Origin of the sequence: Tessaracoccus bendigoensis DSM 12906 (assembly GCF_900141915.1) — a bacterium.
In the GTDB taxonomy this organism is placed as follows: Bacteria; Actinomycetota; Actinomycetes; order Propionibacteriales; family Propionibacteriaceae; genus Arachnia; species Arachnia bendigoensis.
Genome location: NZ_FQZG01000032.1, coordinates 1 through 23,762, shown reverse-complemented (window position 1 = coordinate 23,762; position 23,762 = coordinate 1). Strand labels below are relative to the sequence as shown.

Genomic DNA, 23,762 nt, shown 5'->3' with positions numbered 1-23,762 from the left:
TAAATGCAACGTATTTTTGCCGCTAGTGTCTTTCGGTCATTTCGAGGAGGGTGGCGACCCCATAGAGCTGCGCCAGCCGTTGCGCGTGCCGCGCCCGCGGCCGATGAGCCCCCGACTCCCACCGCCGCACCGTGACAGCGGCAACTCCCAGCTCCGCAGCCACATCCTCGGGGGTCAAGCCACGCCGCAGTCTAAGCGACCGCAGGGTCACCTCCCCTGGCTCCTCCAGGTCCGTGTCCAGCAGGGAGCAGATCGCCGCCCACGTCGCCGGATGCGGCGTCGCGCGTCCGTGCTCCCACGCCGCGACCCGAGTGCCGTCCGCCACCCCCAGCCGGGCCGCCAACTGCGCCTGGGTCAAACCAGCGGCCACCCTCGCCTCACGGAGCCGCTGTGCCACTGACATGCCCACATGATAAGGGCCTCCATCACCTCGACACCCCCGGCACGCCCCCAGCGCCACGCCTCTCGTGCCGATGCTCCGGCCGCGACGAGCCCGACCCGGCCGACGCTTCCTCCCCTGATGGAGGTTGCAGAACCTGCGCCAGCTGCCGCAGCGTCACACCGGACGGCGTCGACGGGTGACGGTCCTGCTGGGCGAGATAGCGCTCCTGCAGCAGCCGGGTACCCTCGCGGTCGTCACGATAGACCGTCGACAGGGAGGACCCCGCCTCCTCCCCGATCACAGCCAACGTTTTTCGCTGTCCGGCCAATCCCAGACGACCCGCCATCACGTCGCTGAGCCGGCCAGGCAACCCGTCCACCAGCTGCGCCACCAGCGCGCGCTCCACCCCGCGCAGCACCCTCTCCTCGGGCGAGACAGGGACCTGACCCACTATGCGATCCTGCTCGTCGGCGAAGTCGCCGATCCGGTCACTGACCACCTCACGTGCCCGTGCCCGACGGCGGTTGCTGTCCCAGAACTCGTAGCCGGCCTCCTGGTACGCGAACAACCCCCACGACGCGCGACGCGGGTCCCACCGGTCCACGATCTCCGCCATCCGCAGCGATGCCTCCGCGACGAACTCCTGGCGCGCGTGGCTCAGATCAGGCGGGATCCTCCGGCTCCAATGCTTCGCCGCCGCCACACCCGACGCCACGATCGCCGCCCGCGCCAACCGGCCCCGCTCCACCAAGGCATCCAACTCACTCGGCGACACTCCCGCCACCAGGGCCTGGGCCTCCGCGACACCAGACCGGGCCGCCGCCGCGATCACCCCGGCGTCCCGCTGCCCCGCGAGCTCAACCAGCGCCCCGTGATCCTCGATCCTCGGCCACTCCGGATCCGGCGACGAACGCCCCGGCGCTCGCACCAACGGCAAGCGACTCGAGTCCGCGGTAAACCTCACCGCCGGCCCAAGGCGACGGCTCCGCTCCTCGGCAGGCTCCGATCGGGAGGCCGGCCGGGGCTCGACGGTCGTGGCGAGATCGCTGCGCGTCTCCAGCGTGACCGCCGCCAACACCAGCCCCGAGCTCCTGCGCATCTCCGGTGGAGTCACCGCCATCGCGGCGGCCAAGTTCCCGCCAAAGCCCGTGCCCAAGAACCCCATCAGCTTCTCGGCATCGCCGGCCTTGCGGGCCGCCAGTCTGACCGCCAGGGTCGCCCGACCGATGTCGCCCGAGGCCGTCGCCTGCCGCGGCAGAATCGCCCGCCACGCATCGTAGGCGTCCTCCCAGGACAGTCGGCTGGCCTCCACAGCTGCCTGCAGCCGCTCATGGCCGACCCCGTCAGTGACCTCGAACTCACCCATCAGATCAGTCGCGCGTCGCATCAACGCCCACTGCGTCCGGCACACCGCCAACGCCAACGCCGGCGTCATCGACTCCACCGAACCGGCCACCGCGGAACTCCACTCCCGCAACCCACCCTCGAAGCCATCCATCGACCCAGGCGTGGACTGCAACAGGCGCCGCTCCACCCCCGACAACAGCAACCGAGCAGCCGGATCCTCCACACCCGTCGAAGCAGCACGGGTCACATACAGCACAACGAGACGCACCTGCTGCCGATCCTGCCGCGTCAACACCGCCCCAGGATCACAGTCCAGACCGGGCACCGACGGCGCCGCAGCCCTCCCTCGCCCCGTTTCGCCCGCCAGGAGAGGGACCAGCGCCGATGCGTGCCGCACCGCTGGATCCCTTCCCTCCAGCAGTTCGTCGCAGCGTCGGACCGTCGCAGCCCAGGCCCCGATGTGGACCGGGGAACCGCCCATCAGCGAGGCGGCGTGTCGCACTGAGTCGTTGAACCTGGGCACGTCAGGCCCTGCACAGTTCGAGGCGCAGCTGCAGCACGATGGTCACGAGCACCAGCGCCTCGGTGCTGAGCTCGGACGGCTCCCACCGCATCACCCGGCGCGCAGCCTGCTCAAGACAGCCGACCACCGACGACGGCAACTCGACCGGCGCCTCGTCAAGGCCCGCAGCGAGGTCCGAGGCGATCGCGTGACCCGCAGCGATATCGAGCGCCGCGGCGCCGGAAATCGACTCGTCCCGGACCATCAGGTCGCTGGCCTGATCCAGCAGGACAAACACTTCGTAGAAACCATCAACCGACACAGGTCCTCCTCCAAGCGGAGCCGTGGAGACGTTCTCCATCAGCCTTGATCGCAATCACGGACACGTGCATGCCGTTATCCACAGCCGCGACCCGGAAGCCTCACGCCTCCAACCCCTTGAACCCCCGCCACACCCGTCCAACGCGCACAGATACCCCCCGCGAACGCAGCCGCTGGTCACTGAGTCACGCAAGAAGAGGCGGACGGCAGGCGACCGGTTGGGTCGACTCGAGGGCATTCCGCCACACGCGCCCGCAGTTGGGGTTCATGAGAGGCACAGGAGGGGATTCCAATCCCACGTCGCCCGGAAGGATCGCAGCCATGGCTCAGAGCGACCGTCATGAGGCCCGCGTCAGAGTGAGGGGTCAGCTCATCAAACGCCACGAGGCGCTCATGGCCAGGGAGGCGAGGATCCGGGCAGAGGTGCTGGAAGCGGCAGCGGCCATCCTCACGCGCGACAGAGCCGTGCTGGAGGCAGAAGCTCGACTCGGCCAAGCCCTGGGGGCGTTGACCTCGACTGAGGGAATGCCCATCGATGAGGCCGCGGAGCTGTGCGGACTTGACGTCAAGGAAGCCAAGCGGCTGCTTCGGATGCGTGGGGGTCGCCCGAACCAGCAGCAAGAAGTGGCAGGAAAGGTGGCCCACTCATGAAGCGCGCCGTGCTTGACGTGGCAGAGCTCATCGGAAGCTACGGCCGATTCGTCTCCTATCCCCAGGCGGCCGAAATCACGTCCTTGAGCGTCCGATCACTCAAGCGGGAAACCGCCGCCGGCAACCTGCCCTGCTACCGCTTGGGAAGCGCGCGTGTCTTCCGGCTGAAGACAGAGGACGTCGCCACGTTGATTCAGCGCGTGGCCTGAGGCTCGCCCGGCCGGAAATCGCTCCGCAGGGTGTCCCGCAGTTCCGACGTGGGTCGGTGGTCGTTCCACTCGGCGCGAACTTCTGCCCCTCCATCAGCAACACGGCAAGGCGGCGCAGCGTCGTATCCCTGCACTGAGACCCACAGACGCTGATCGAGCGCGTCGGCCCGGGGTGGCGGGCCGAGGATGGCCATGGTGTGAGCACGCCCGCCGATGACCGTGTTGAGCGCGTCAGGTCCTGGTCGCCCACGGTCCCCTGGGCGGCAGCCCGTCAGGAAACGCGGCGATCGGGCAGTCGGCAGATGTGACACGTCCTCTGCCGTCCATTCACGGCTCACGGCCCTCTGCTAACGAGTTCATCGACGCCGCGTGCGATGCCTGCGGGTAGGCAACAGTGTGTTGGTCGGCCACCTAAGGGTTCCCTCAACCAAGGTTCCGTCCGGTGCAAACGTCCTCTATTTGTCCTCTCCTCAAGAGGGAAATAGTAAAACCCCTAGTCACCTAGGGGTTTATTGGTGGGCCTAACTGGACTTGAACCAGTGACCTCTGCCTTATCAGGGCAGCGCTCTAACCGTCTGAGCTATAGGCCCGCTTACCGTCGAGAACTCTAGCGCAACAGGCGACCCACCCGCAAACCGGGACGTGCAACCTGTCGCCGCCAACCTCAGTCCTCGGCCAGGGTGACTTCCAGCCCACCCATTACCGTGGCCGCGAGGTTGTACAGGAACGCGAACAGCGTGGTCACGGCCGTGATGATCACAGCGTCGATAACCGCCAACACCACCGCGAAGCCCATGACCCGCTGAACGGTGAGGAACTCCTCCACCCGGAACCCGGCCCCACTGTTCTCCGCATCACCCAGGAGCGTGTTGATCAGCGTGTTCAAAGATTCAAGGGCTCCCGATCCCGCCAGCACGGACCAGAGCACGAAAGCGACGACCAACCCCATGATGCCGAAGGCGATCGAGAACAGTAGCGTCGTCTTCATCACGGACCAGGGGTCGATCCGAGAGAGGCGCAACCGCGCCTTCCGCGTGCGCCGCGAGCCTCGCTGCTTCGAACCGATCCCGACCATGGGAACCCCGGCAACCCCAGCAGCGGTATCCCGCGTCGGGGTGCCCGGAGCCATGGGATCGGCCCCGACGGCGGGTGGGGTCGACATCCCGGCAACCGGGACCGCGGCCCATTCCTTGGCGGTGCTGGCCACCCGTGCCGAAGGTGGGGTCCGGGGCTTCTGCGGCGAAGGTTGACCGGCTGGGCCGTCGACCGCGGGCTGCGCGACTGTTTCGGCCATGACCGTGGGCGCACCCTCCGCACCGGCGGCGACCGAGGCGGTCTCGTCCTCCTCCGACTGGCGGTAGGGCGAGAAATCAAGGCCTGGCGACCCGTTCCGGCCTGGCCAGCGGGGCGAGTTCTCACTCATCCGAGTCCTCCTCGTTCACCGTTTCGGCAACATTTGCATCGCCTACGCTACCTGGTTGCTCCGATTCGGCCTCATCGACGGCCTCCACGTCTTCCGATTCGGGATACCGGGCGATCGCCCCGACGGCGTCCTCTCCGCGGACCCCGACGAACTTCACGCCCATGGTGTCGCGTCCCTTGACGGGCACGTCCGCGACCGCCGACCGGGTCACCTGACCCGAGACCTTGATCGCCATGACCTCGTCCGATTCGCCTACGATGAGGCCTCCGACCAGTTGGCCGCGGTCCTCGCTGAGCTTCATGGCCTTGATCCCGAGGCCGCCGCGACCCTGCTGTCGATACTCCTCGACCAGGGTCCGCTTGGCGAAGCCGCCGTCGGTGACGGTGAACACGAACTGGTCTGCGTAGTCGACGTCCGCGCGAAGCACCGCCATGCTCAGCAACTCGTCCCCTGCCCGGAACTTCATGCCCGATACGCCGGAGGTCGCGCGACCCATCGGCCGCAACTGCGAATCGTCGGCCTGGAACCGGATCGCCTGGCCCTTCCGGGAGATCAGCAGCACGTCGTCGACCGACGACACCAGTGAGGCGCCGATCAGTTCGTCGCCCTCCTCTCGGAAGTTGATCGCGATCACGCCCGCCTGACGCGGTGAGTCGTAGGCCTTCAGGTCGGTCTTCTTCACCAGCCCACGTTTCGTGGCAAGCAGTAGGTACGGCGCGTCGTCGTAGCTGTTGAGCGTCAGCACCTGCGCGATCTTCTCATCCGGGAGGAAGTTCATCAGGCCGGCGACGTGGCCGCCCTTGGCGTCACGGCCCGCCTCGGGCAGTTGCCACGCCTTGGAGCGATACACGCGCCCGAAGTTCGAAAAGAACAGGATCCACTGGTGGTTCGAGGTGGTGAACAGATGCTGCACCTCGTCGTCGGCCCGCAGGCTGGCCCCACGGACGCCCTTGCCGCCCCGCTTCTGCAACCGGTACTGGTCGGCCCGGGTGCGCTTGGCGTAGCCGCCGTGAGTGATGGTGACGACGACATCCTCGTTGGGGATGAAGTCCTCTTCGGAGAAATCGCCGTCGGCCGCGACGATCCTGGTGCGACGCTCTTCGCCGTACTTGTCGACGATCTCCTGGAGCTCGGTCGAGATGATCTGACGCTGCCGCCCCTCATCGGCCAGGATGGCCCTGAGGTCGGCGATCCGCGCCTCGCGGACGGCCAAACGCTCCACGATCTTCTGGATCTCCATGGACGCCAGGCGTCGCAGCTGCTGATCGAGGACGGCGCGAGCCTGGATCTCGTCGATGCCCAGCAACTGCTGCAGCCCGACGCTGGCCTCGTCCGCGGTGCGGCTCGCACGGATGAGCGCGATCACCTCGTCGAGCATGTTCAAGGCCTTTACCAGGCCTCGGTCGATGTGGGCGAGCTTCTCCTCTTCGTCCACCTGCCACTGCGTGCGGCGCCGGATGACCTCGAGCTGATGTTTGATCCACAGCGAGAGGAACTGGTCGAGCCGCAGCGTCCGGGGCACCTCCTCGACGATCGCGAGCATGTTGCAGCCAAAGGTGTCCTGCAGAGCCGTGTGCTTGTAGAGGTTGTTCATCACGACCCGCGGCTGCGCGTCGCGCTTGAGGACGAACACGAGCCTCGTGCCCGTGCGCGCCGAGGTGTCGTCGCGGATGTCGGCGATGCCGGTGAGTCGACCCGAGTTGACCAGGTCGGCGATCTTCTGCGCCAACGCGTCCGGGTTGCACATGTACGGCAACTCTGTGACAACCAGGAGCTGGCGACCCTTTGCGTCCTCCTCCATGTCGATCACTGCGCGCATCGTGACGGAGCCGCGGCCGGTGCGGTACGCCTCCTCGATCCCGCTGCGCCCGACGATGAGGCCACCGCCGGGGAAGTCGGGGCCTTGAATGCGCTGCATCGCGGCCTCAAGCAGCTCCTCGCGGCTCGCCCCCGGGTTGGCCAGCGCCCACTGCACCGCGTCGTTGACCTCGCGGAGGTTGTGCGTGGGAATGTTGGTCGCCATGCCGACGGCGATACCCGTCGACCCGTTCACCAGGAGGTTCGGGAACCGCGCAGGCAGGACGACCGGCTCCTCCTCGCGATTGTCGTAGTTCGGTCGGAAGTCGACGGTGTTCTGCTCGATCTCGCGAACCATCTCAACGGCCAGCGGAGCCATCTTGCATTCGGTGTACCGCATGGCCGCGGCCTTGTCGTTGCCCTGGCTGCCGAAGTTGCCCTGCCCGGAGACCAGCGGGTGACGCATGGCCCACGGCTGGGCGAGTCGCACGAGCGTGTCGTAGATCGCGGAGTCGCCGTGGGGGTGGTAGAGGCCCATCACCTCGCCGACCACGCGGGAGCACTTGTTCCAGCCCCGGTCGGGACGGTAACCGCCGTCCCACATCGCGTAGAGCACCCGTCGGTGTACCGGCTTGAGCCCATCCCGCACGTCGGGCAGGGCGCGTCCGACGATGACGCTCATCGCGTAGTCGAGGTAGGAGCTCTGGATCTCTGCCTGGAGATCGATCGCGTCGATCCGGCCGATCATCGGTGTCAGATCGTCTGCAGCCATTAGTCAGTTACCTTCTTAAACCTTGTGTGGAGTTCGAGGCGCGGGGCGCTCAGATGTCGAGGAAGCGGACGTCTTTGGCGTTACGCTGGATGAACGTGCGGCGCTGTTCGACGTCCTCGCCCATCAGGATGGAGAACATCTGATCTGCCATCGCCGCGTCTTCGAGGGTGACCTGCAACAGGATCCGGTTCTCCGGGTCCATCGTCGTCTCCCACAGGTCCTCGGGGTTCATCTCGCCCAAACCCTTGTAGCGCTGGATCGGGTTGACCTGGGGCAGCTTCTTGCCGTCTGCCAATCCCTTGTCTCGGAGCGCGTCCCGCTCGGCATCGTTGTAGGCGAGCTCGTGCGGGGCGTTGGTCCAGCGGAGCCGGAAAAGGGGCGGCTGCGCCAGGTACACGTGCCCGGCGTCGATCATCGGACGCATGAACCGGAACAGCAGGGTGAGTAGCAGCGTCCGGATGTGCGCGCCGTCGACGTCGGCGTCGGCCATCAGCACGAGCTTGTGGTAACGCAGCTTGTCGACGTCGAAATCCTCCTGCATGCCGGCGCCGAGCGCGTTGATGATCGCCTCGACCTCCTTGTTGGCGAGGATCCGGTCGATGCGGGCCTTCTCGACGTTTAGGATCTTGCCCCGGATCGGGAGGATCGCCTGCGTCTTGGGGTCGCGGCCGCCCCGGGCGGAGCCGCCTGCGGAGTCGCCCTCGACGATGAACAGTTCGCATTCGGCGGGGTTGGTCGACTGGCAATCGACGAGTTTGCCCGGCAGGCCGGAGCCGCCGAGCAGGCCCTTACGGGAGCGGGCCATGTCGCGGGCCTTACGGGCCGCGATCCGTGCCTGCGCCGCGGACTGCGACTTGCGGACGATGTCCTTGCCCTCGGCCGGGTTGCGCTCGAACCAGTCGCCGAGCCGGTCGTTCATGACCCGCTGCACGAAGCTCTTTGCCTCTGTATTGCCAAGCTTGGTCTTGGTCTGGCCCTCGAACTGTGGTTCGGCGACCTTGATCGACACGATGGCGGTCAGGCCCTCGCGGATGTCGTCGCCGGAGACCCGGTCCTCACGCTTCTTCATCAGCCCCCACGCCTCACCCCACCGATTGACGGTGTTGGTCAGCGCGGCGCGGAAGCCCTCTTCGTGCGTGCCGCCCTCGTGCGTGTTGATGGTGTTGGCGAAGGTGTAGACCGAGTTGGAGTAGCTCGAGTTCCACTGCATCGCGATCTCGACCCCCATGCCGAGGTCGGGCGCATGGGCCTCGACATCGATGACGGTCGGATGGATGGCCTCTTTGCCTGCCGCGAGGTACTTGACGTAGTCCTTCAAGCCATCGGCATACAGGAACTCGTTGTACGGGGTGTCGGTCTCACCCTCGTCACCCGTAGCGACCTGATGATTGGCTCGCAGGTCGATCAACGTGAGCTTGAGCCCTTTGTTAAGGAAGGCCATCTCTCGGAACCGGGTCGCCAGGGTGTCGTAGTTGAACTCGGTGGTCTCGAAGATCTCCGGCGACGGATAGAACGTGATCGTGGTGCCGGTGGTCTCGGTCGCCTCCATCTGTTCGAGTTCGGTGACCGGGTCGCCCAGGTGGAAGGTCTGCTCGAAACGGTAGCCGTCGCGGCTCACCTCGACGATCAACTTCTCGGAGAGGGCGTTGACGACGGAGGAGCCGACGCCGTGGAGACCGCCTGAGACCTTGTAGCCGCCGTCGCCGAACTTGCCGCCGGCGTGCAACACCGTCAACACGAGTGTGACGGTGGGGATCTTCTCGACTGGGTGCTCCTTGACGGGGATGCCGCGGCCGTTGTCGCGGACACGCACGCCACCGCCGTCGAGCAGTTCGATCTCGATGGTGTCGCAGTAGCCAGCGAGGGCCTCGTCGACGGAGTTGTCGACGATCTCCTGCACGAGGTGATGGAGGCCTCGTTCACCGGTGGACCCGATGTACATGCCCGGGCGTTTGCGAACCGCCTCGAGCCCTTCGAGCACCGAGATCTGATCCGCGTCATAGCTGCCGGTGACGGTGATGTCGGCCGCGTCGACGAGGCCTTCCATCCGCTCCTGGGGACCGAACTCGTCGATTTCCTGCACGTCTTCCGACACATTGCTCCTGACCACACACATTGGCGCCGGTGGAGCCGGCGCCTTTGAACGGGCCAATTCTACCGCCTTCCTGTGAGAATCCGGGCATCCGATCATCGTCAATGGCCGTGTAAGGCCAAATTTGCCCCTCTGACGGGTTGGAGGCCCTAGGGCGGGGGGGCCCACGATCCACCCCACAACGAGCCATGGCCGTTGAGTGGACCTGACTGCCGTGGGGTCGCGACATGGCCCTATCGTTGATCTCCGATATGTACTAACAAGGGAGTGCAGCATGGAGTGGGTGATCCTGGCCGTCGCGGCGTTGCTGATCGGCCTTGCAAAGACCAGCTTCGGTGGCTTGGCCTCGATCTCGGTCGCGATGCTGGCCCTCGCGATGCCCACGAAGGAATCGACGGCCGCCGCCTTGCTGATGCTGCTCACCGGAGACGTGATCGCCGTGATCCGGTACCGGAAGGCGGCCGACTGGAAGCTGTTGCGCGGGCTCATCCCTGCCGTCGTCCCCGGGCTCCTGCTGGGAGCGCTGTTCCTCTCCATGGTCGACGACCTGGTCTTGAAGCGCTCCATCGGGGTGCTCCTGCTGATCTTCGTGCTCATGCAGTTGGCGACGAAGGTGATGAACCGGCAGCCGCAGGCAGATGACGACCGGCCGCCCCACCGCGCCCTGACGGTGACCGCGGGCGTGATGGCCGGGTTCACGACGATGGCGGCCAACGCGGCGGGGCCGGTGATGGCCATCTACCTGCAGTTGGCGAAGGTGGAGAAGCTCCGCTTCCTGGGCACCGGCGCCTGGTAGTTCTTCATCATCAACCTGGCGAAGACACCGCTGACGGCATCGCTTGGGCTGTTCACCCCACGGGTCCTGACCACTGGGGCGCTGATGGCCCCAGCCGTCCTCGTCGGGGCGTTGGTGGGTATGGCGGTGATCGGGAAGGTTCCTCAGCGACTGTTCGACATCGTGACGCTGCTGACGTCGGTGATCGCGGCCGGAGCGCTGATCGTCCTGTAGAGGGACGGCCCCCCGGAGGGCTGGCCCCGAGCAAGGCGGGAAGATCGGTCCCCACCAGGGTTTGACGGAGAAGTGCAGCCACATTGAGAGAATCGTTTCTCAGGCCGATTTCGGCTCATCTGTCCGCAGTTTTCCGTCACCTGGGCCTAGCCCCCGGGCAAGGACCCCCTGCCCACTACGCTTCGAACCATGCGCAGACAGATCGCCGTCGGTCTCGCCGCCACCCTGGCGCTGTTCGGGTGCGGCGGCGTCCCCGACGAGGCCAAGGATTCCGAGCGGTGGACCACCGCACTTCAGGAGGCGATCGAGCCTCTACCCCACGTGGCGAACCTGGTCGACGTCGGCTACTCGCTGCAGGGGCCCTTCAACAGCAACCAGGCCTGGATCGGTGGGGCCGTGTGGTCCGACACCGACGATGAGGCCGTCAACCTGTCGCTCCTCGACGATGTCGGTCGCGCCGTCGCGAACGCCATGGTGGAGAATCCGATCGCCGACAGCTGGGTCCGTATCAAGGTCGTCAGCGCCTCTGGCGACGGCTTCGAGCTGTCGGAACTCGGACTCACCGGCACCGTCACCCTCGACGACCTCGCGGTCCACTACGACATCCCGCGCCAGAAATGAGCGACTTCGAGGTGAACTTCGCGCAACTCGCGCAGGCGGGTCGGCGCGGCGAGCTGGTCGCCGCCGATGCCCGTGGGCCGCTCCGCGGGATGCGGATCGACGGCGTGAGCGCGGCCGTGCCCGGAGGCACCTGCGGTGCCGTCGCGGACCGGCTCGATTCCGCCTGGGTCGCGGCCGCCATCGAAGCCACCGACATCGGGTCCTAGCGGGGCGACACCGGAGGCCGTGGCGGGCGCGGAGTCGTGTCGCCAGCCATCCCACCCGGCCGTACCACCGCGTTTAATGCCTGAGTCCATGGGGTCGGCCCGGAGAGGATCGGCTTAAGATCGTGATGTTGGTTCATCCACGAACCAACATCGCGATCTTAAGGACGCGTTCTCAACTGCAATCGGTGGTCTCGGGCCAATCACCGGAGCGAGAAGCGGACGACCCGGTCAGCAACTCGGCAGCCTCGACCAGCGTCCTGCTGAGGGTGGAGCCCTGCTGCGGCTCCTCACGCCCGATCAGCTCACCGCAGACCTGGGCCAGGCGACCCTCCCAAGCTGGAGGCGACTCGAGCAGATCCTGAAGCTGCCCCACCAGGCAGAGTTCCTGCGCCTCAAGCAGCGCATCGTCCAGCTCAACAGGGGACGTCTCCCTGCACCACCGCAGACATGCGAGGTTCACGAGCCTGCCCATGATCATCGCGTCCGACACCGGTGCTGCGACGTGCCCATCCAAACCAGATGAGACGGTCTTGACCGCCCTCAACACCTCGTCGCCGTACAAGGCCGCGACGACCGGCGCAGCGATCTCAACGTCGAGCACCTCGCAAGACGGGAGCATCTCGGGATCGCCGATGTCGACGGCGAGCAACGCCCCCTTCAGTGGGAGCGTGACGATTCCGGACGACTCGGTGAAAGCAGAACCGATACGGACAACTCCCCGCGAGCCTTGCGTCACCGTCAACGACTCCGCACGCGGCGCAGGGAGATGTTTCCAGCCCCCGGCCACAGACGACCCCGCCGCGAGGCTCGGCTGGCGCAGGTTGCTGAGGTAGGTGGAGAGCACGGCCGACAACTCCGTCGAGGTCAGGCGCTCCCCCTCCGACTCAAACGAGTTGACCTTCTCGAACAGCTTCCTCGCGACGGCGTTGGCCATCACCGATGAGCGGGGGCCTTCCCACCGTGCAAGTCCTTCGTCGATCACGGACCTGATCTGGAGTAGGTGACCCGACACTTCAGGTTCGGCCTGACCGAGCACCGTGAGGGCCTCTTCCACCTGTTGAGGCAGGAGGTCGGCGTCGGCTCCCGGCATGCGAGGCCAACGCCTGGCCAATGAGGGAACGACAAGATGGGTAGCCGCCAGCGCGGCTGAGATCCCACGACCAGACGGCGCACATTGAGCCCAACATGGCAGGCTCTCCACCCAATCGACACACAGGACCATCAGTTGCGTCACGTTGTTCCTTCCGCTCGTGCCAACTATGACGGACGGACGGGTTCAGGGCGGGCGCCCATCGCTGCAGGGCAGCGGTTTACTAAGATGCGCCCTGAGGGGGCGACAGATGAGCAACGCAGATGACACCCGCGAGGACGGCGCCGTGGCGCTGAGGGCTGCCCTCGTCGCGTTGCGCGCGACAGGGATTCATCGCGCAGACCGATTCAGCCAGGTGCTTCTGGACACGCTCAACATCTCGGACTCCGACTCTGCGGCCCGCACCAGGGAACTCGTCCGGAGATCGCTGCTTTCCTGCACCGACCGCCTCAACGATCGCCCACGCAAGGCGTTCCTGGAGGCGGCGGGGTTCCGTCGCGACGCGCCACCGACCCGCGGGGCGCGGCTCCAGGCGACAGCGGACCTGTTCGGGGTGTCGCAACGTACCGCGTACCGCATGGTCGACGACGCGATCGACACGTTGGTCTCGATGCTGTTGTCCAACCAGGAGCGATGCGTGCTGCAAGACGTCGACTACGTCTTCGCCGGTGCGCGCTGCCGCGTCGACATGAGCGGCCCCAAACCGGCCGTGGTGATGGAAAGGACCATCACTGCCCGCTCGGAGGGGATCGACCATACGGATGAACGCATCGGGTTCCCGCGGCTTGCAGGAGAGCATCTCGGCCTCCGAGCCCTGGAAGGTTGCTCCATCGGCGACCTCAAGTTCGTAGCACCTGGCACCTGGGCGTTGCGGCTGCTGCTCCCGAAGAAGTTGCACCCGGGCGAGCAGCATTCCTTCGCCTTCTCGGTGATACTGCCTGACCACGCTTCTCTTGATCCGCTCGTCGGGTTTCTGCCGCACACGGCAACCTACGACGCCGAGGTCGAACTTCTCTTCGGGGAATCCCGCCCGAACGCGCTCCAGCAGTTCGTCTCAACGCCTCCCTTGGAGCCGGAAGCCCATGTGCCGCCCGAGCAGTGGAGCCAGCCGGTGGCCAGGCGACACCTGTTCAGGTTTGACCAGATGCAGCCGGGGCTGTGTTACGGGGTTCGCTGGCGCTGGTGACGAGCCTGTAGGGGTTTCCGCCAATTCCCTGCCATTTCAGGGGGAGCCGTCCTACTGAGGCGACCTGCGCAACCACCCTGTGCGTATGGAAGCACAGGTTCCGAAAGACCAGAGCATCGTTCTCCCCCTACCGGTACTCGCTGAGGCGGTCTGGGTGGCCAGCCTGCAGCAACGCATGGCGCTCCACTACGGGTGGTCGCGTTGCCTGACCCGGAACGCGCCGTACGGACCCAACGACCGGGGCGGTCTCGACGTTCATGAGTGGTGTACAACCGTCGGGTGCATCGACTTGCACCACGAGTTGCTGTCACGCGTGTTGGCGAAGCTGACCAGGGCAGGCTCGGCTTCCAACGCAACAGTCAAGGACCCGGGAGCCTATGCGTACCGGATCGCGACCACGGAACTCGTGGAGATGGGGCGCTGTGAGCGGGCGGCGCAAGGGTTCCCCGTCAAGCCTTCCCGAACGGACGGAGCCGCCGGGCGCATCAACCGCGAACTGGCCCTCCTGCCTGAGGGCGAATGGTTGCTGGTTCTCTTCCGGGTGATGCGTTCGTACCCGTTCAGCCCACACCACGTCCCCGGCCGCTGGCCGATGGCCGGTTTCGCCGAGGAGAAGACGTTTCTGGACGGGGGACGGGTCGTTCCGCTGGAGGAGGTCCGACGCGACGTCGGCCTTGTCATCGCCACCGCCAAGGCCACGGCCGGACATGCCTGGGTGTACTCGAACCTGACCCTGCCCCTCTACACCACCGGCCCCGCCGAGGCACTCACCCCGGAGCACACCGTCGACCGCCCCGATGAGGTCGACGGGATCCTCATGCGACTGCTGCGCGCCTCATATGCCCGCCATCGTTCCGCTGGAGACGACCCACAGGTTGCCTTCCACAAGGCCGCGGTCGAGGTGGTGGGCCAGGAACCGCCAACTGAGACCAGCGAGATCCGCGACGCGCTGTCCGACCTGGACCACGAGTTGTTGCTGGCCTCCTGAACGGGAACACGCGCGACAGGGGCCATCCCTGACCCGAACAGTGAGGGCGGAGATCCTCGCGTCACTGGCCCCGGACGACGCCGCGGTCGGCAAGGATGTCCCCAAGCGACCAAGGAACGCTGGGACGGTGGCGCGGGCGGCACCACCAGACGCGCAACTTCGCCAAGGGCGGCAGTCGAACTCCTCCCGCCCCTCGACAAGCGGCAATCAGATCCGGACGACGATGACAATGACAATCCTGGACTACTCTCAGTTGGACGCCGCGCGCCGGCTCGACCTCGCCGGTAACCTACAAGACGCACACGAGCACCTCCTCCGGTACCTTCGAGGCAGCGGCAGAGGACAGGACTCGCGGCGACGATCAGCCGCATTCCGGCTTCAGGCACGGATCCTGCGCCACGGCGAAGACCCGGCCGACCTCCGGATGGCCCGCGACTCGGCATCGCACGCGGTGCGACTCGCCAACTTGGCGGCGTCCGCTCCCGGCGAGCGGAGCGTCGGGCTGGCCGAGCTGGAACTGGCCGCATGCCTGCTGGCCTCCGACCGTCACATCCAGGCGTTGGGCATGGCCAAAGGGTGGCTCGACGATCCGGACGCCACGGTTTCCGGCTGGGCGTGGGCGCTTGTCGGTGAGTGCCACCTTGAGACTTCACAGTTCTTCGTGGCTGTCGCAGATCTGCAGAACGCGCTCGCCGAGTTCGCCCGGGCAGGGAAGCAGGTGCGCGAACGCAGCGTCAGGATCACGCTCGCCGATGCGCTGACCCGTTGCGGTCGGCTTGGCGATGCCGCATCCGTGCTGGAGCAGGATCGCGGATACTGGTCGCAGCCAGCGGCCCCAACCCGCATCAGGATCAGGTACCTTCTGGCCCGTGCCGGGAATCTGCACCAGCTGGGTCGCATCGCCGAGGCGCTGGACAACCTTGAGGACGCCCAGGCGCTCTTGGGGACCTGCACCGGCATGGACGCCGTCAAGGTGCGACTCGACCAGCAGTTCGCCGCCTGCCTGACCGAGTGGGGGCAACTCGACCGTGCCGAGGGCAGGCGGAAGAAGGCCAATGGCCGTCTGGATCGCCTCGCTCCGCGATTCGACGGCCCTAGAGAGCCGCCACCCCCACCGTCGGCCCCCATCGCGGTGGACCTCGGCCGCGAGCGTCGCACCCCAGATGAGCGCCGGGTGAATCAGGACCTGGTCCACTCCGATGAGCAGTTGCAGGCCCGGCTCGCGCGACGCCTCCGCGACAAAGCAACCTTGAGCCAGCGCCGACTCTCCGCGGCGGCCTTGGGCAGCCAGGTCGACCTGGCCATCAACGAGGCCAAAGGTTCTCCGAAGGCCTTGACCCCGCGGGTCGCTGGTCAAGTGGCGCGGCTGCACGGGGTTCCCGGCCTTGAGCGGGTGGAGGTGGGCGCGTTGGTCGAAGCCGGCGCCTTGTTGAGAGGGCTGGGGACGACGTCGCTCCTGGAGTCGCAGCGACTCCTCCGCCGAGCCGTTGAACGCGTCCGGTTCCTGGATGGAATGGAGCTGTGGGAGGCCAGGGCGCTCCTCGAACTGGGGCGGACCCTCGACGCGATGGGTGAATCGGATCGGGCGCTGGAGTGCGTGCTGGGCGGTGCCGGTGCCCTCCATCTGGAGCGCTTCGCGATGCGCAAACGCGCCTTCCGGGATGCCTGGCTCCGCACCGAGCTCCATCCGGCTTTCGAGCTGGGGGTTCGTTTGGCTTTGGAGCGGAACCTTCCAGAGGTCGCCTCCGAGATCATCGTGTTCTCTCGAACCGCAGGTTTCGTGGCCTCCGGGGCCCCCGATATCGCCGGCGGAGACAGGACGGATCTCCCCTTCCTTCCCGTGCCGAGGACAGGCGACCCCGACGACCTCCCCTTCGACATCCAGGGACACACCAACCGGGCCGAGCATCGCTCCGGGCCTTCTGATCGCACCCCGACCCAAGGGATCCACTATGCAATCTGATTGCGCGCTGTCCGGAGACGACGCCATCGAAATCGTCATCGGCTCCTCTGATGCCGAGACGGGGGAGCTACTTGCCCAGTGGCGTAGGCAGCACCCCGGGCAGCCGTGCAGAACCGTCTTCCTGGAACAGGACCTGGCGGACCTGTACGCGCGCGATCCGCTCGTCACCGCCACGGCCTGGGGTCCGGCGCTGGCAAGGCGGGTCACCGATCAGTTCCCGCCCGCGCCGCTCGGGAGGGTCGCACCGCCCCCGGTGGTCGTGGGCGACGGCGACCTGGCACGGCATGTGACCCGCGCACTTCTCGAGGGCTGGTCTGAGCCGGGTTGGCCGTTGATCGTCCACTGCATTGGGCAGGAGCCGGGCTGGGCGCGTGATGCCCGCGAGGAGGCAGGGCGGGAGGGTCGGGTCACGTGGACCGAGGTTTCGGGAAGACCCATCCCGGTGGCGATCCGTGTCGGTGAACTCGTCGAGATGTGGGACGCCCCACCCGACGAGAAGGGCACCGCAACCGGGCCGACCGTGATTGTGGCGACCGCCGCACCCGACTCCACTCTCACCATCGCTTCGGCGATCGCACGCCGTCATCCCAAGGCTCGTGTGGCCGCCATCATCGACGGCCACGCCGCGCGCTGGCCCTCTCCCGAGGCCGTGACCGTCTTCTCGGTGACCCAGGCGATCCAACTTGCTGCGACCACCGATTCCGACGCTTCCGTCCGGCTCCGCGAATTGCTGCTCGCCGACACCGCGTGGATGAACGCCCCTGAAGCCGCCGCGACGCGACCGGAGGAACCCATCTTCGACGACGTCATCAACCAGCCAGGTACGACGTCTCCGGTCCCATATGCCGAGCAACCCGAGATGCTTCGCCGACAGCTGGGGTCGGTGGCGGCTGCCTGCGAGACGATCCTGGCCAGCGCCGGGCTGGAGCTGTCGGGGGAAGGTGCCGGGGACGTCGGAATCATCCTGACGCCGGGCGAGCTCAGTGCCATGGCACGGGAGATCCAACGGGCTGTGGGATGTAGAGAATCGGACGGCACCCGTCTGACTGCTTTGGAGCTCGCCTTCCAGCTGCCCCGGCTTGCCAGGCGGGCCGGGCTGGCGGTCAACCGCCCCGTCGGCCAAGCGCCCCTGCTGAGCCTTGAGACGGCCGAGTTGCTGGCGCCGATGGTGCATCTCGCCTACCAGGACGTCAGTTCGGAGACCGGCAACGCCACCGGCTCGAGTGTCGCATATGAGATGTGGGAGGAACTCTCGGACTTCCTCAAGGCCAGCAACCGCGGGGTCGTCGTCGGCTCGGCGGTCGCTCACGCCGCCGTCGGGCTCGACTGGAGGTCGACCAGATCAGGGGGCTCAGCCCCCGTCGACCTTCCGATAGGCAGGTTGGCCGAGTTGGAACACCGTCGTTGGGCCTTGTTCCAGAGACTCAACGGGGCCAACGACCACAAATGGATGGAACCCTGGAAAGACGTGCCGGAAAGGACGCGGAGGTACGACTTCCACATCATGGCTCAGTTGCCGTACATCCTCGCGGAGGGTGGGGTGGAGGTGTTCCGGGCGGGATCATCGGGCCTGCTGGACCCGTCCGTCAAGAAGGAGCGAAAGGGAGGAAACCCATGATCAACCAGTCGAGGACGAACCTGTTCGTCAGTTCCAGCCTTGCCGAGGCGCACTTGGCTGAGTCCGTCATCACACGACTCAGCAACGCTTTCGACGGGGACCTCCAGTTCACCCATGCCCGGGATCTCGGCGCTGGAGACATGTGGAAATCCTGGATCCGGAAGAGCCTGAACGAGTGTGACGCCGGGTTGTTCCTCGTGACTCCGAGGTACCGGGGAAGCCAGTGGCTGAGTGCCGAGTTCACCGCGTTCTGGCTGTCCGAGAAACCCATCTTCATCTTGTTGTTCCCTGACATCGAGGCCGATGACCTGTTCACGCCCATGCGCGACGACTACCAGGCAACGGAGATCGGCGACACCGTCGGCGTCAAGAAGTTCCTCACGAACCTCGCCGGATTGTGTGGGAGGCAGCGGGTGCCCTTCGAGCACGCGGACCTCATCTGCTACTACGCCCAGGAGGCGTTCGAGGAGTGCGGCGCCGCTGCGCCCGAACCGGGCATCGTCGACCCGTCAGCGAACGCACCGGCCGACTCGACGTATCCACGACGTCACATTCTCCTGGACCAGACGTGGGACTTGGCGCTGGGCGCGGACCGGGATTCCCTCCGCGCGACCTCCACCAGGAAGGAGCACTTCGTCTGCCAGTCACCGGTGATCCACTACGTGCCGGTCGTCGTGGCTCAAGCGGCGAACATCCTCCCTTTCCGCGCCGACGAGGGCTTCGGCGTCGAGATTCTCGAATACGACTATCCCAACGGAAGAATCAGCATCTCCAACAAGTCCGTCGTGCCAGGAGGCAACTACAGCTTCCACCTGGACTTCCACCCGCCGCTGGTGGCAGGCACCGAAGTCAAGATGACCTACCGCTTCACCCTCCCCGCCCTCAAGGTGGCGCATAGAGAGAAGCTGCGTGAACTGCTTCTGGAGAACCCCGAGTTAGACATGCGCAACTACGAGTCGTTCATCATCCAGGTCCTGAACCCAACGGAGCTCTACAGGTACACGGTCAACTTCGCGCCGGACTGCTGGATCGACCCGCTCCCTCCAGAGGCAACCTGGCGGGGAGCACCGTTCGTCGACGAGAGCGCAACCCTGATGAAGGGTGCGTACTCGTGCGTTCGTGACGAGAACGGTGGCTACTCGATCGGGATCGAACGAACGAGGCCCGCCGTCCAGACCCGCTACGCCGTGAAGTGGCTTCTGCCACGCAAGGATGACCTGACAGGTGCCTAACCGCATGGGCGGGGAAGGATTCGACGGCATGCCCCTGCCCGGTCGATCTGGCCCCTCTCAACAACGCCTCGGCTGGTGGGCGCTCCTCCTGCCCGGGCTTTTCTGCTCTGTCGTCGCAGTCGCCACGCTACCCGGGTCGGCTCCCGCCTCTCCAGCGACCGTTGGGGGCTGGTGTCGAGGCACCTCGCTGGTGACGACGTCAGGGCCGGGTTGACCCGTCACCAGGGATAGTGCGCGTTACCAGCGGTCTGCACCCGTTACCAGGGATAGTGCGCGATACCTGCGGTACTTCGCTGGTATCGACCGTTTTCGCTGGTAACGACGTCAGAGGGCTGGTGTCGAGACATTTCGCTGGTGTCGACGTCAGGGGGCTGGTGTCGACGCACTTCGCTGGTGACGACGTCAGAGGGCTGGTGTCGAGACATTTCGCTGGTAACGACGTCCGGGCCGGGTTGGCCCGCCACCAGGCTGGACCTCGGCCCTGGCTCCGGGGCTCGGGTTGCGTCGGGCGTTGAGCACTATTCCCGGCTCGTTGCGGGAATCGACGCCCGCCTGCGGCGTGTCGCCGATCGAGTCCTGGATAGTGCTCAACGCCCCAACCGCGTACGCGCCGACGACGAAGGCGTCACCTTCTAGCCAGCGGAGTCCTGAGACCGTTGGTCGCCTGCGGTGGCGTCCCGAGAGCAGTAGAGTCGCAGAACAAATTGCCAGATGCACCTAAGCAGTACTCGATTCTCCCCCACAACTGATGCGGAGGGCCAATGAGTTCCGAGCAGTTTCAGGCGTTCATCTCCTATGCGCGATCCACTTCCACGCCGCTCGCGACAGCGCTGCAGGGGGCAGTGGAGCGTTTCGCGAAGCCTTGGTACCGGCTGAGGGCGACCCGGATCTTCCGCGACGACACCAGCATGTCGGCCAACACGGCGCTGTGGTCGACGATCGAGGGTGGGCTGCGACAGTCAAAATGGCTCGTCCTGCTCGCAACTCCAGAGGCCGCAGCTTCCGAATACGTCACGAACGAGCTGCGTTGGTGGCTGGATCACAAGTCCGCGGACACCATCCTCCTCGTCCAGGCATCCGGTGAGCTGTGGTGGGACAGAGCGGCGAACAGGTTCGACACGGCTCGCTCGACAGCCCTCCCCCGGGTGCTCGTCGATGCCTACCGCGAGGAGCCGCGGTGGATCGACCTGCGCTGGTTCGAGGATGAAGGTGGCCTCGGGACCGCCGATCCCCGATTCGAGGAACGCGTCGCTGACATCGCCGCCACCGTGCGGGGCGAAGACCGCGATGGCCTCATCGGCGAGAACGTGCGACAACACAGGCGGGCCCGGAGGCTCGCCCGCAGCGCAATCGCGGGGCTGACCGTCCTACTGCTGGTCGCCGTCATGGCAGGAATTGTGGCCGTCATGCAGGCCGGCGAGGCCACCCAGCAGCGCGACCGTGCGGAGGAGGAGGCCCGGGTTGCCACCGCACGTCAGCTCGCGGCGACGGCGCAGTCGCTCGTCGACACCGACATCGTGAAGGCCCGGCTGTTGGCCGACCAGGCGTTCCGGATGGAGGACGATGCGCTGACCCGCGCAGCCTTGCTGCAATCGATCACCTCAAACCCCTATCTGCTCGACGCCGTCGACTTCGACGGGAGTGCTACGGCGCTGGCTGGCTCGGCAGATGGCAAACACGTCATAATCGGAACCTCCGCCGGGGCAGTGCTCCAATGGGATCGCGCCGGGCGGGCCATGACCGCACTCCGCGAGGACGGCGGGGCCGTCACAGGGATTTCAGTGAGCGACGATGGGCGCACCGTCGCCGCCGCGTTCGGGAAGGATGCCTGGCGCACGACCCGCTCGATCGCAGTTTGGCGAGACGGAGCGCTTGTCGAGGGCCCCAGCGATGCCGTCGGCCCAGTGGTCGTCTCGCCGTCGGGCGAGACCGTAGTCCACGCCCGTACGACGACGACCTCGTCGGGAGACGCCGTCCCAGGAGTCGAGGTCGCCGTCCTGCGCGGCGTCAGCGGCACCGCCAATGCTGAACCCCTCGGCGAAGTCGATGGGTACCTGCGCAGCGTGGCCTTCCGCGACGAGGAGAACATCGTCATCCTCATCAGTTCCGACGACCTTCTCACCGCGCAGCATCGCGGCATCGACGACTTCTCGCTGCATTCTGAGGCTGGACGCGGCTGGATTCCGTTGAGGTACCAGGTGGATGCCCTCGCGGGTTCAGGCTCGGCTGTCGCGGTCCCGATGCCCGGCGGCGACGTAGCGGTCTACTCCACGCTGGGCTCCGATATGAGCCAGGGTGCCCGGCGTGGCGCGGCTCCCGATGGCACGGTCACAGCGTCGGCGGTCTCAGCCACTGGTGCCCGTGTCGCCGTCGCCAGTTCGGGGGCGATCTACGTCTCCGAGCCGGCTCCCGCTGACGCAGAGAGGCCCGATTTCCTCACCCTGACCGGCAGCACGATCGTGACCCAGCTCCAGTACCTGGGAAACGGCCAGCTCCTCTCGGCGGGAGGTGGGCGGGTGCTGTTGTGGGACCTCGACCGGCATCCGTTACTGTCTACGATGGAGGCAACGACCTCGACGCTCTCCAATGCGAGTGGCGCCCCGGTGGTTCACGTCAACAACTCCGGCACGCAGGCGATCGTGACCGCGGATGAACTAACAGAGGCGGTCTGGCACGTCCTCGGCGTCGGGATGCCTCAACGAGTCTCTGGGCTCTTCCTTGACTGGCTCGACGACGGCTCCGCCTTCTTTGTCGAACCCGTCACTGGCGACGTCGTGATCCTGTCTTCTGACGGGAGCGAAATCGCGCGGAACAGCCTCGGCGAAGCCGGTGCCAGCGTGCTGCGGGACGAAGCCCAGCTGCGCTCTGGTGACGTGACGGGGCGGTACCTGGCGCCCGACGACACGCTGCTCATTGGGACGATGGCAGGGCTCGTCCGGCTCGACCTCGCTTCTGGCAACACCACGGCAACAGCAATTCAGACATCGTCTCTTTCCGGCAGCGGTGCATACGCGGTGGGCAACGACACCTTCAACGGGAAGCCCGTGATCGTGTCGTCCGTCGCCGACGACACGACGGTCGCCGAGTTGCCCGTGCCGCTGGACACCACCTCGCGCTACCACGATGAACTGTTGGTGCTGCGCGAGGGGGTCGTCACGACGGTGCGCACGGCAGACGGGGGACGGATCGTCGCGACGCTGGCTGACAATCCGGCCGCGCCACTGGTCATCGATCAGGGCAACGACCTGGTCGCATCGTTCCTCGCGGTCGGACGAATGCAACTCAGTAGCCTCAGCTCCGGAATCGTCCTCGGCGGGCTCCCCTTGGACGTCGAGCGGACGTCGCCCAGATTGGGATACGGCTTCTCCGACAATGGTGAGCGCCTAGTGATCAGCTACGAGAACGATCCCTCGGCAAGAGGCGGTGGGCTCGCCGTACTGGATCTCAGCCCGAGCCGATGGATCGAGGTGGTGTGCGCGACCGTCGGCCGTGGCCTGACGGCGGCCGAATGGCGGGAGACCACCGGGCGGGCGGTGCCCGGTGACCTGACCTGCGGCGGGGCAGGGACGACACCTGGCGCATCGGGTCGACCCGATCCCTCATCACCCCCTGAACCGGCCTCTCCGCCGGCTACCGCACCCGGGCAGTCAGCCCCCGAATCTGCTCAATCGCCGTCAGCCCCCGAAGCCGTTGGGCTTCCCTCCAACTGCATCGCGCTGTTCGACGACCCGGCCTTCAGCACGATGGGTTCTCGGGGGTATGAGCTCTTCGAGGGGCCCGGGCCGCTCGGCGCCCCCGTCGCCGCGCAGTCCACCGATGTCGGGATCGCAGCATTGCTCGCGCCGCTGGAGCGGATCGACTGCTCCTGGGGCCGCTTCGAGGGCGCTCCCGAGGGGTTCCGGACGACCCTCGCGTTGCTTCCCGCCGAGAGGGTGGACGAGGTCGTCGCAGTGATCGAGGCCAATGGAATCCTGTGCGAGGAGGTAGACGGCCGGACCCGATGCGAACTGGTCGACGCGGCCGAAGAGTACCTACTGGCACGCAGCCACGTGTTGGGCGACGGTGTGTGGATCGCGAGCGTTGTGGTCAATGACGGCGACACGGCATATTCGGACAAGGTCGCCGACGCGGTGCTGGGGTCGTAGCTCAGACCTCCTCAGCTGCCTGGGTCGTGATGAGGTCTGGCTGAGCGGGAAGGACCCGAGGCCGGGTTGGCCCGTCACCAGGGGATAGTGCGCGTCACCAGCGTTCCGCTCCGGTTACCAGGGATAGTGCGCGATACCTGCGGTACTTCGCTGGTGTCGACGCATTTCGCTGGTGACGGCGTCGGGGCCGGGTTGGCCCCGTTACCAG

20 protein-coding genes and 1 tRNA gene are annotated in these 23,762 nt (G+C 66.5%); 12 read left to right on the top strand and 9 right to left on the bottom strand.

All coding sequences use genetic code 11. From position 1 onward, the window contains the following. Positions 1–22: 22 nt before the first annotated feature. From BUC15_RS19900 to BUC15_RS09785, 3 genes are read right to left on the bottom strand one after another with little or no spacing between them, the layout of a single operon-like run. Positions 23–403: a helix-turn-helix domain-containing protein gene (locus BUC15_RS19900; RefSeq protein ID WP_175558289.1), complete on the bottom strand. Its 381-nt coding sequence runs from the start codon at positions 401–403 to the stop codon at positions 23–25. A 22-nt stretch (positions 404–425) separates the two neighbouring features. Next, positions 426–2,252, bottom strand: coding sequence for a hypothetical protein (locus tag BUC15_RS09790; protein ID WP_139280194.1), 1,827 nt, complete (start codon positions 2,250–2,252; stop codon positions 426–428). A gap of 1 nt (position 2,253) precedes the next feature. Then, positions 2,254–2,553, bottom strand: a complete 300-nt coding sequence (locus tag BUC15_RS09785) for a hypothetical protein (protein WP_073187650.1) — start codon at positions 2,551–2,553, stop codon at positions 2,254–2,256. A 320-nt stretch (positions 2,554–2,873) separates the two neighbouring features. Between BUC15_RS09785 and BUC15_RS09780 the strand changes: the two genes are divergently transcribed. Both BUC15_RS09780 and BUC15_RS09775 read left to right on the top strand, forming a co-directional pair. Then, on the top strand, positions 2,874–3,203 hold the full coding sequence (locus tag BUC15_RS09780; RefSeq protein ID WP_073187648.1) for a hypothetical protein: 330 nt from the start codon (positions 2,874–2,876) through the stop codon (positions 3,201–3,203). Then, a complete protein-coding gene (locus tag BUC15_RS09775) occupies positions 3,200–3,412 on the top strand; it encodes a hypothetical protein (RefSeq protein ID WP_073187645.1) in 213 nt (70 codons plus the stop codon). Before BUC15_RS09780 ends, BUC15_RS09775 begins: the two co-directional genes overlap by 4 nt. Before the next feature lie 513 nt (positions 3,413–3,925). Here BUC15_RS09775 and BUC15_RS09770 read toward each other — a convergent pair. The 4 genes from BUC15_RS09770 to gyrB all read right to left on the bottom strand — a co-directional run bounded on the left by BUC15_RS09770 (position 3,926) and on the right by gyrB (position 9,451). After that, positions 3,926–4,002, bottom strand: a tRNA-Ile gene (locus tag BUC15_RS09770). A gap of 74 nt (positions 4,003–4,076) precedes the next feature. Next, entirely contained in the window at positions 4,077–4,835 is a 759-nt protein-coding gene (locus BUC15_RS09765; RefSeq protein ID WP_073187643.1) for a DUF3566 domain-containing protein, read from the bottom strand. Further along, positions 4,828–7,404, bottom strand: a complete 2,577-nt coding sequence (gene gyrA / locus BUC15_RS09760; RefSeq protein ID WP_073187641.1) for a DNA gyrase subunit A — start codon at positions 7,402–7,404, stop codon at positions 4,828–4,830. Before gyrA ends, BUC15_RS09765 begins: the two co-directional genes overlap by 8 nt. A gap of 49 nt (positions 7,405–7,453) precedes the next feature. Further along, complete coding sequence (gyrB, locus tag BUC15_RS09755) at positions 7,454–9,451, bottom strand: DNA topoisomerase (ATP-hydrolyzing) subunit B (RefSeq protein WP_175558293.1); 1,998 nt, start codon at positions 9,449–9,451, stop codon at positions 7,454–7,456. Positions 9,452–9,770: 319 nt separating this feature from the next. Here gyrB and BUC15_RS09750 point away from each other — a divergent pair, with 319 nt between their 5' ends. The 4 genes from BUC15_RS09750 to BUC15_RS09740 all read left to right on the top strand — a co-directional run bounded on the left by BUC15_RS09750 (position 9,771) and on the right by BUC15_RS09740 (position 11,332). Further along, the gene (locus tag BUC15_RS09750) at positions 9,771–10,292 is read left to right on the top strand and encodes a sulfite exporter TauE/SafE family protein (RefSeq protein ID WP_217652189.1); all 522 of its coding nucleotides are present in this window, start codon (positions 9,771–9,773) and stop codon (positions 10,290–10,292) included. Positions 10,293–10,376: 84 nt separating this feature from the next. After that, entirely contained in the window at positions 10,377–10,505 is a 129-nt protein-coding gene (locus BUC15_RS20990) for a hypothetical protein (protein ID WP_281249274.1), read from the top strand. 189 nt (positions 10,506–10,694) lie between these two features. Then, positions 10,695–11,126: a hypothetical protein gene (locus tag BUC15_RS09745; protein WP_073187638.1), complete on the top strand. Its 432-nt coding sequence runs from the start codon at positions 10,695–10,697 to the stop codon at positions 11,124–11,126. Then, complete coding sequence (locus BUC15_RS09740; RefSeq protein ID WP_073187635.1) at positions 11,123–11,332, top strand: hypothetical protein; 210 nt, start codon at positions 11,123–11,125, stop codon at positions 11,330–11,332. The genes BUC15_RS09745 and BUC15_RS09740 overlap by 4 nt, the downstream gene beginning before the upstream one ends. 172 nt (positions 11,333–11,504) lie before the next feature. On the opposite strand, the gene BUC15_RS09735 is transcribed toward BUC15_RS09740, so the two are convergent. Further along, on the bottom strand, positions 11,505–12,422 hold the full coding sequence (locus BUC15_RS09735; protein WP_073187633.1) for a hypothetical protein: 918 nt from the start codon (positions 12,420–12,422) through the stop codon (positions 11,505–11,507). A 250-nt stretch (positions 12,423–12,672) separates the two neighbouring features. On the opposite strand from BUC15_RS09735, the gene BUC15_RS09730 reads away from it, so the two are divergent. The 5 genes from BUC15_RS09730 to BUC15_RS09710 all read left to right on the top strand — a co-directional run bounded on the left by BUC15_RS09730 (position 12,673) and on the right by BUC15_RS09710 (position 19,409). Continuing rightward, positions 12,673–13,608: a hypothetical protein gene (locus BUC15_RS09730; RefSeq protein ID WP_073187631.1), complete on the top strand. Its 936-nt coding sequence runs from the start codon at positions 12,673–12,675 to the stop codon at positions 13,606–13,608. An 85-nt stretch (positions 13,609–13,693) separates the two neighbouring features. Then, a complete protein-coding gene (locus BUC15_RS09725; protein ID WP_073187629.1) occupies positions 13,694–14,596 on the top strand; it encodes a hypothetical protein in 903 nt (300 codons plus the stop codon). A 223-nt stretch (positions 14,597–14,819) separates the two neighbouring features. Beyond that, positions 14,820–16,559, top strand: coding sequence for a hypothetical protein (locus BUC15_RS09720; RefSeq protein WP_139280193.1), 1,740 nt, complete (start codon positions 14,820–14,822; stop codon positions 16,557–16,559). Further along, positions 16,549–18,177 carry a hypothetical protein gene (locus BUC15_RS19895; protein WP_073187625.1) on the top strand — a complete coding sequence of 543 codons (1,629 nt, stop codon included), beginning with the start codon at positions 16,549–16,551 and terminating at the stop codon, positions 18,175–18,177. The genes BUC15_RS09720 and BUC15_RS19895 overlap by 11 nt, the downstream gene beginning before the upstream one ends. Continuing rightward, positions 18,174–19,409, top strand: coding sequence for a TIR domain-containing protein (locus BUC15_RS09710; protein WP_073187622.1), 1,236 nt, complete (start codon positions 18,174–18,176; stop codon positions 19,407–19,409). The genes BUC15_RS19895 and BUC15_RS09710 overlap by 4 nt, the downstream gene beginning before the upstream one ends. 402 nt (positions 19,410–19,811) lie before the next feature. On the opposite strand, the gene BUC15_RS19475 is transcribed toward BUC15_RS09710, so the two are convergent. Further along, entirely contained in the window at positions 19,812–20,000 is a 189-nt protein-coding gene (locus BUC15_RS19475; protein WP_139280192.1) for a hypothetical protein, read from the bottom strand. A 170-nt stretch (positions 20,001–20,170) separates the two neighbouring features. Here BUC15_RS19475 and BUC15_RS09705 point away from each other — a divergent pair, with 170 nt between their 5' ends. Next, positions 20,171–23,554: a hypothetical protein gene (locus tag BUC15_RS09705; protein WP_073187620.1), complete on the top strand. Its 3,384-nt coding sequence runs from the start codon at positions 20,171–20,173 to the stop codon at positions 23,552–23,554. The last annotated feature ends 208 nt before the right edge of the window (positions 23,555–23,762 follow it).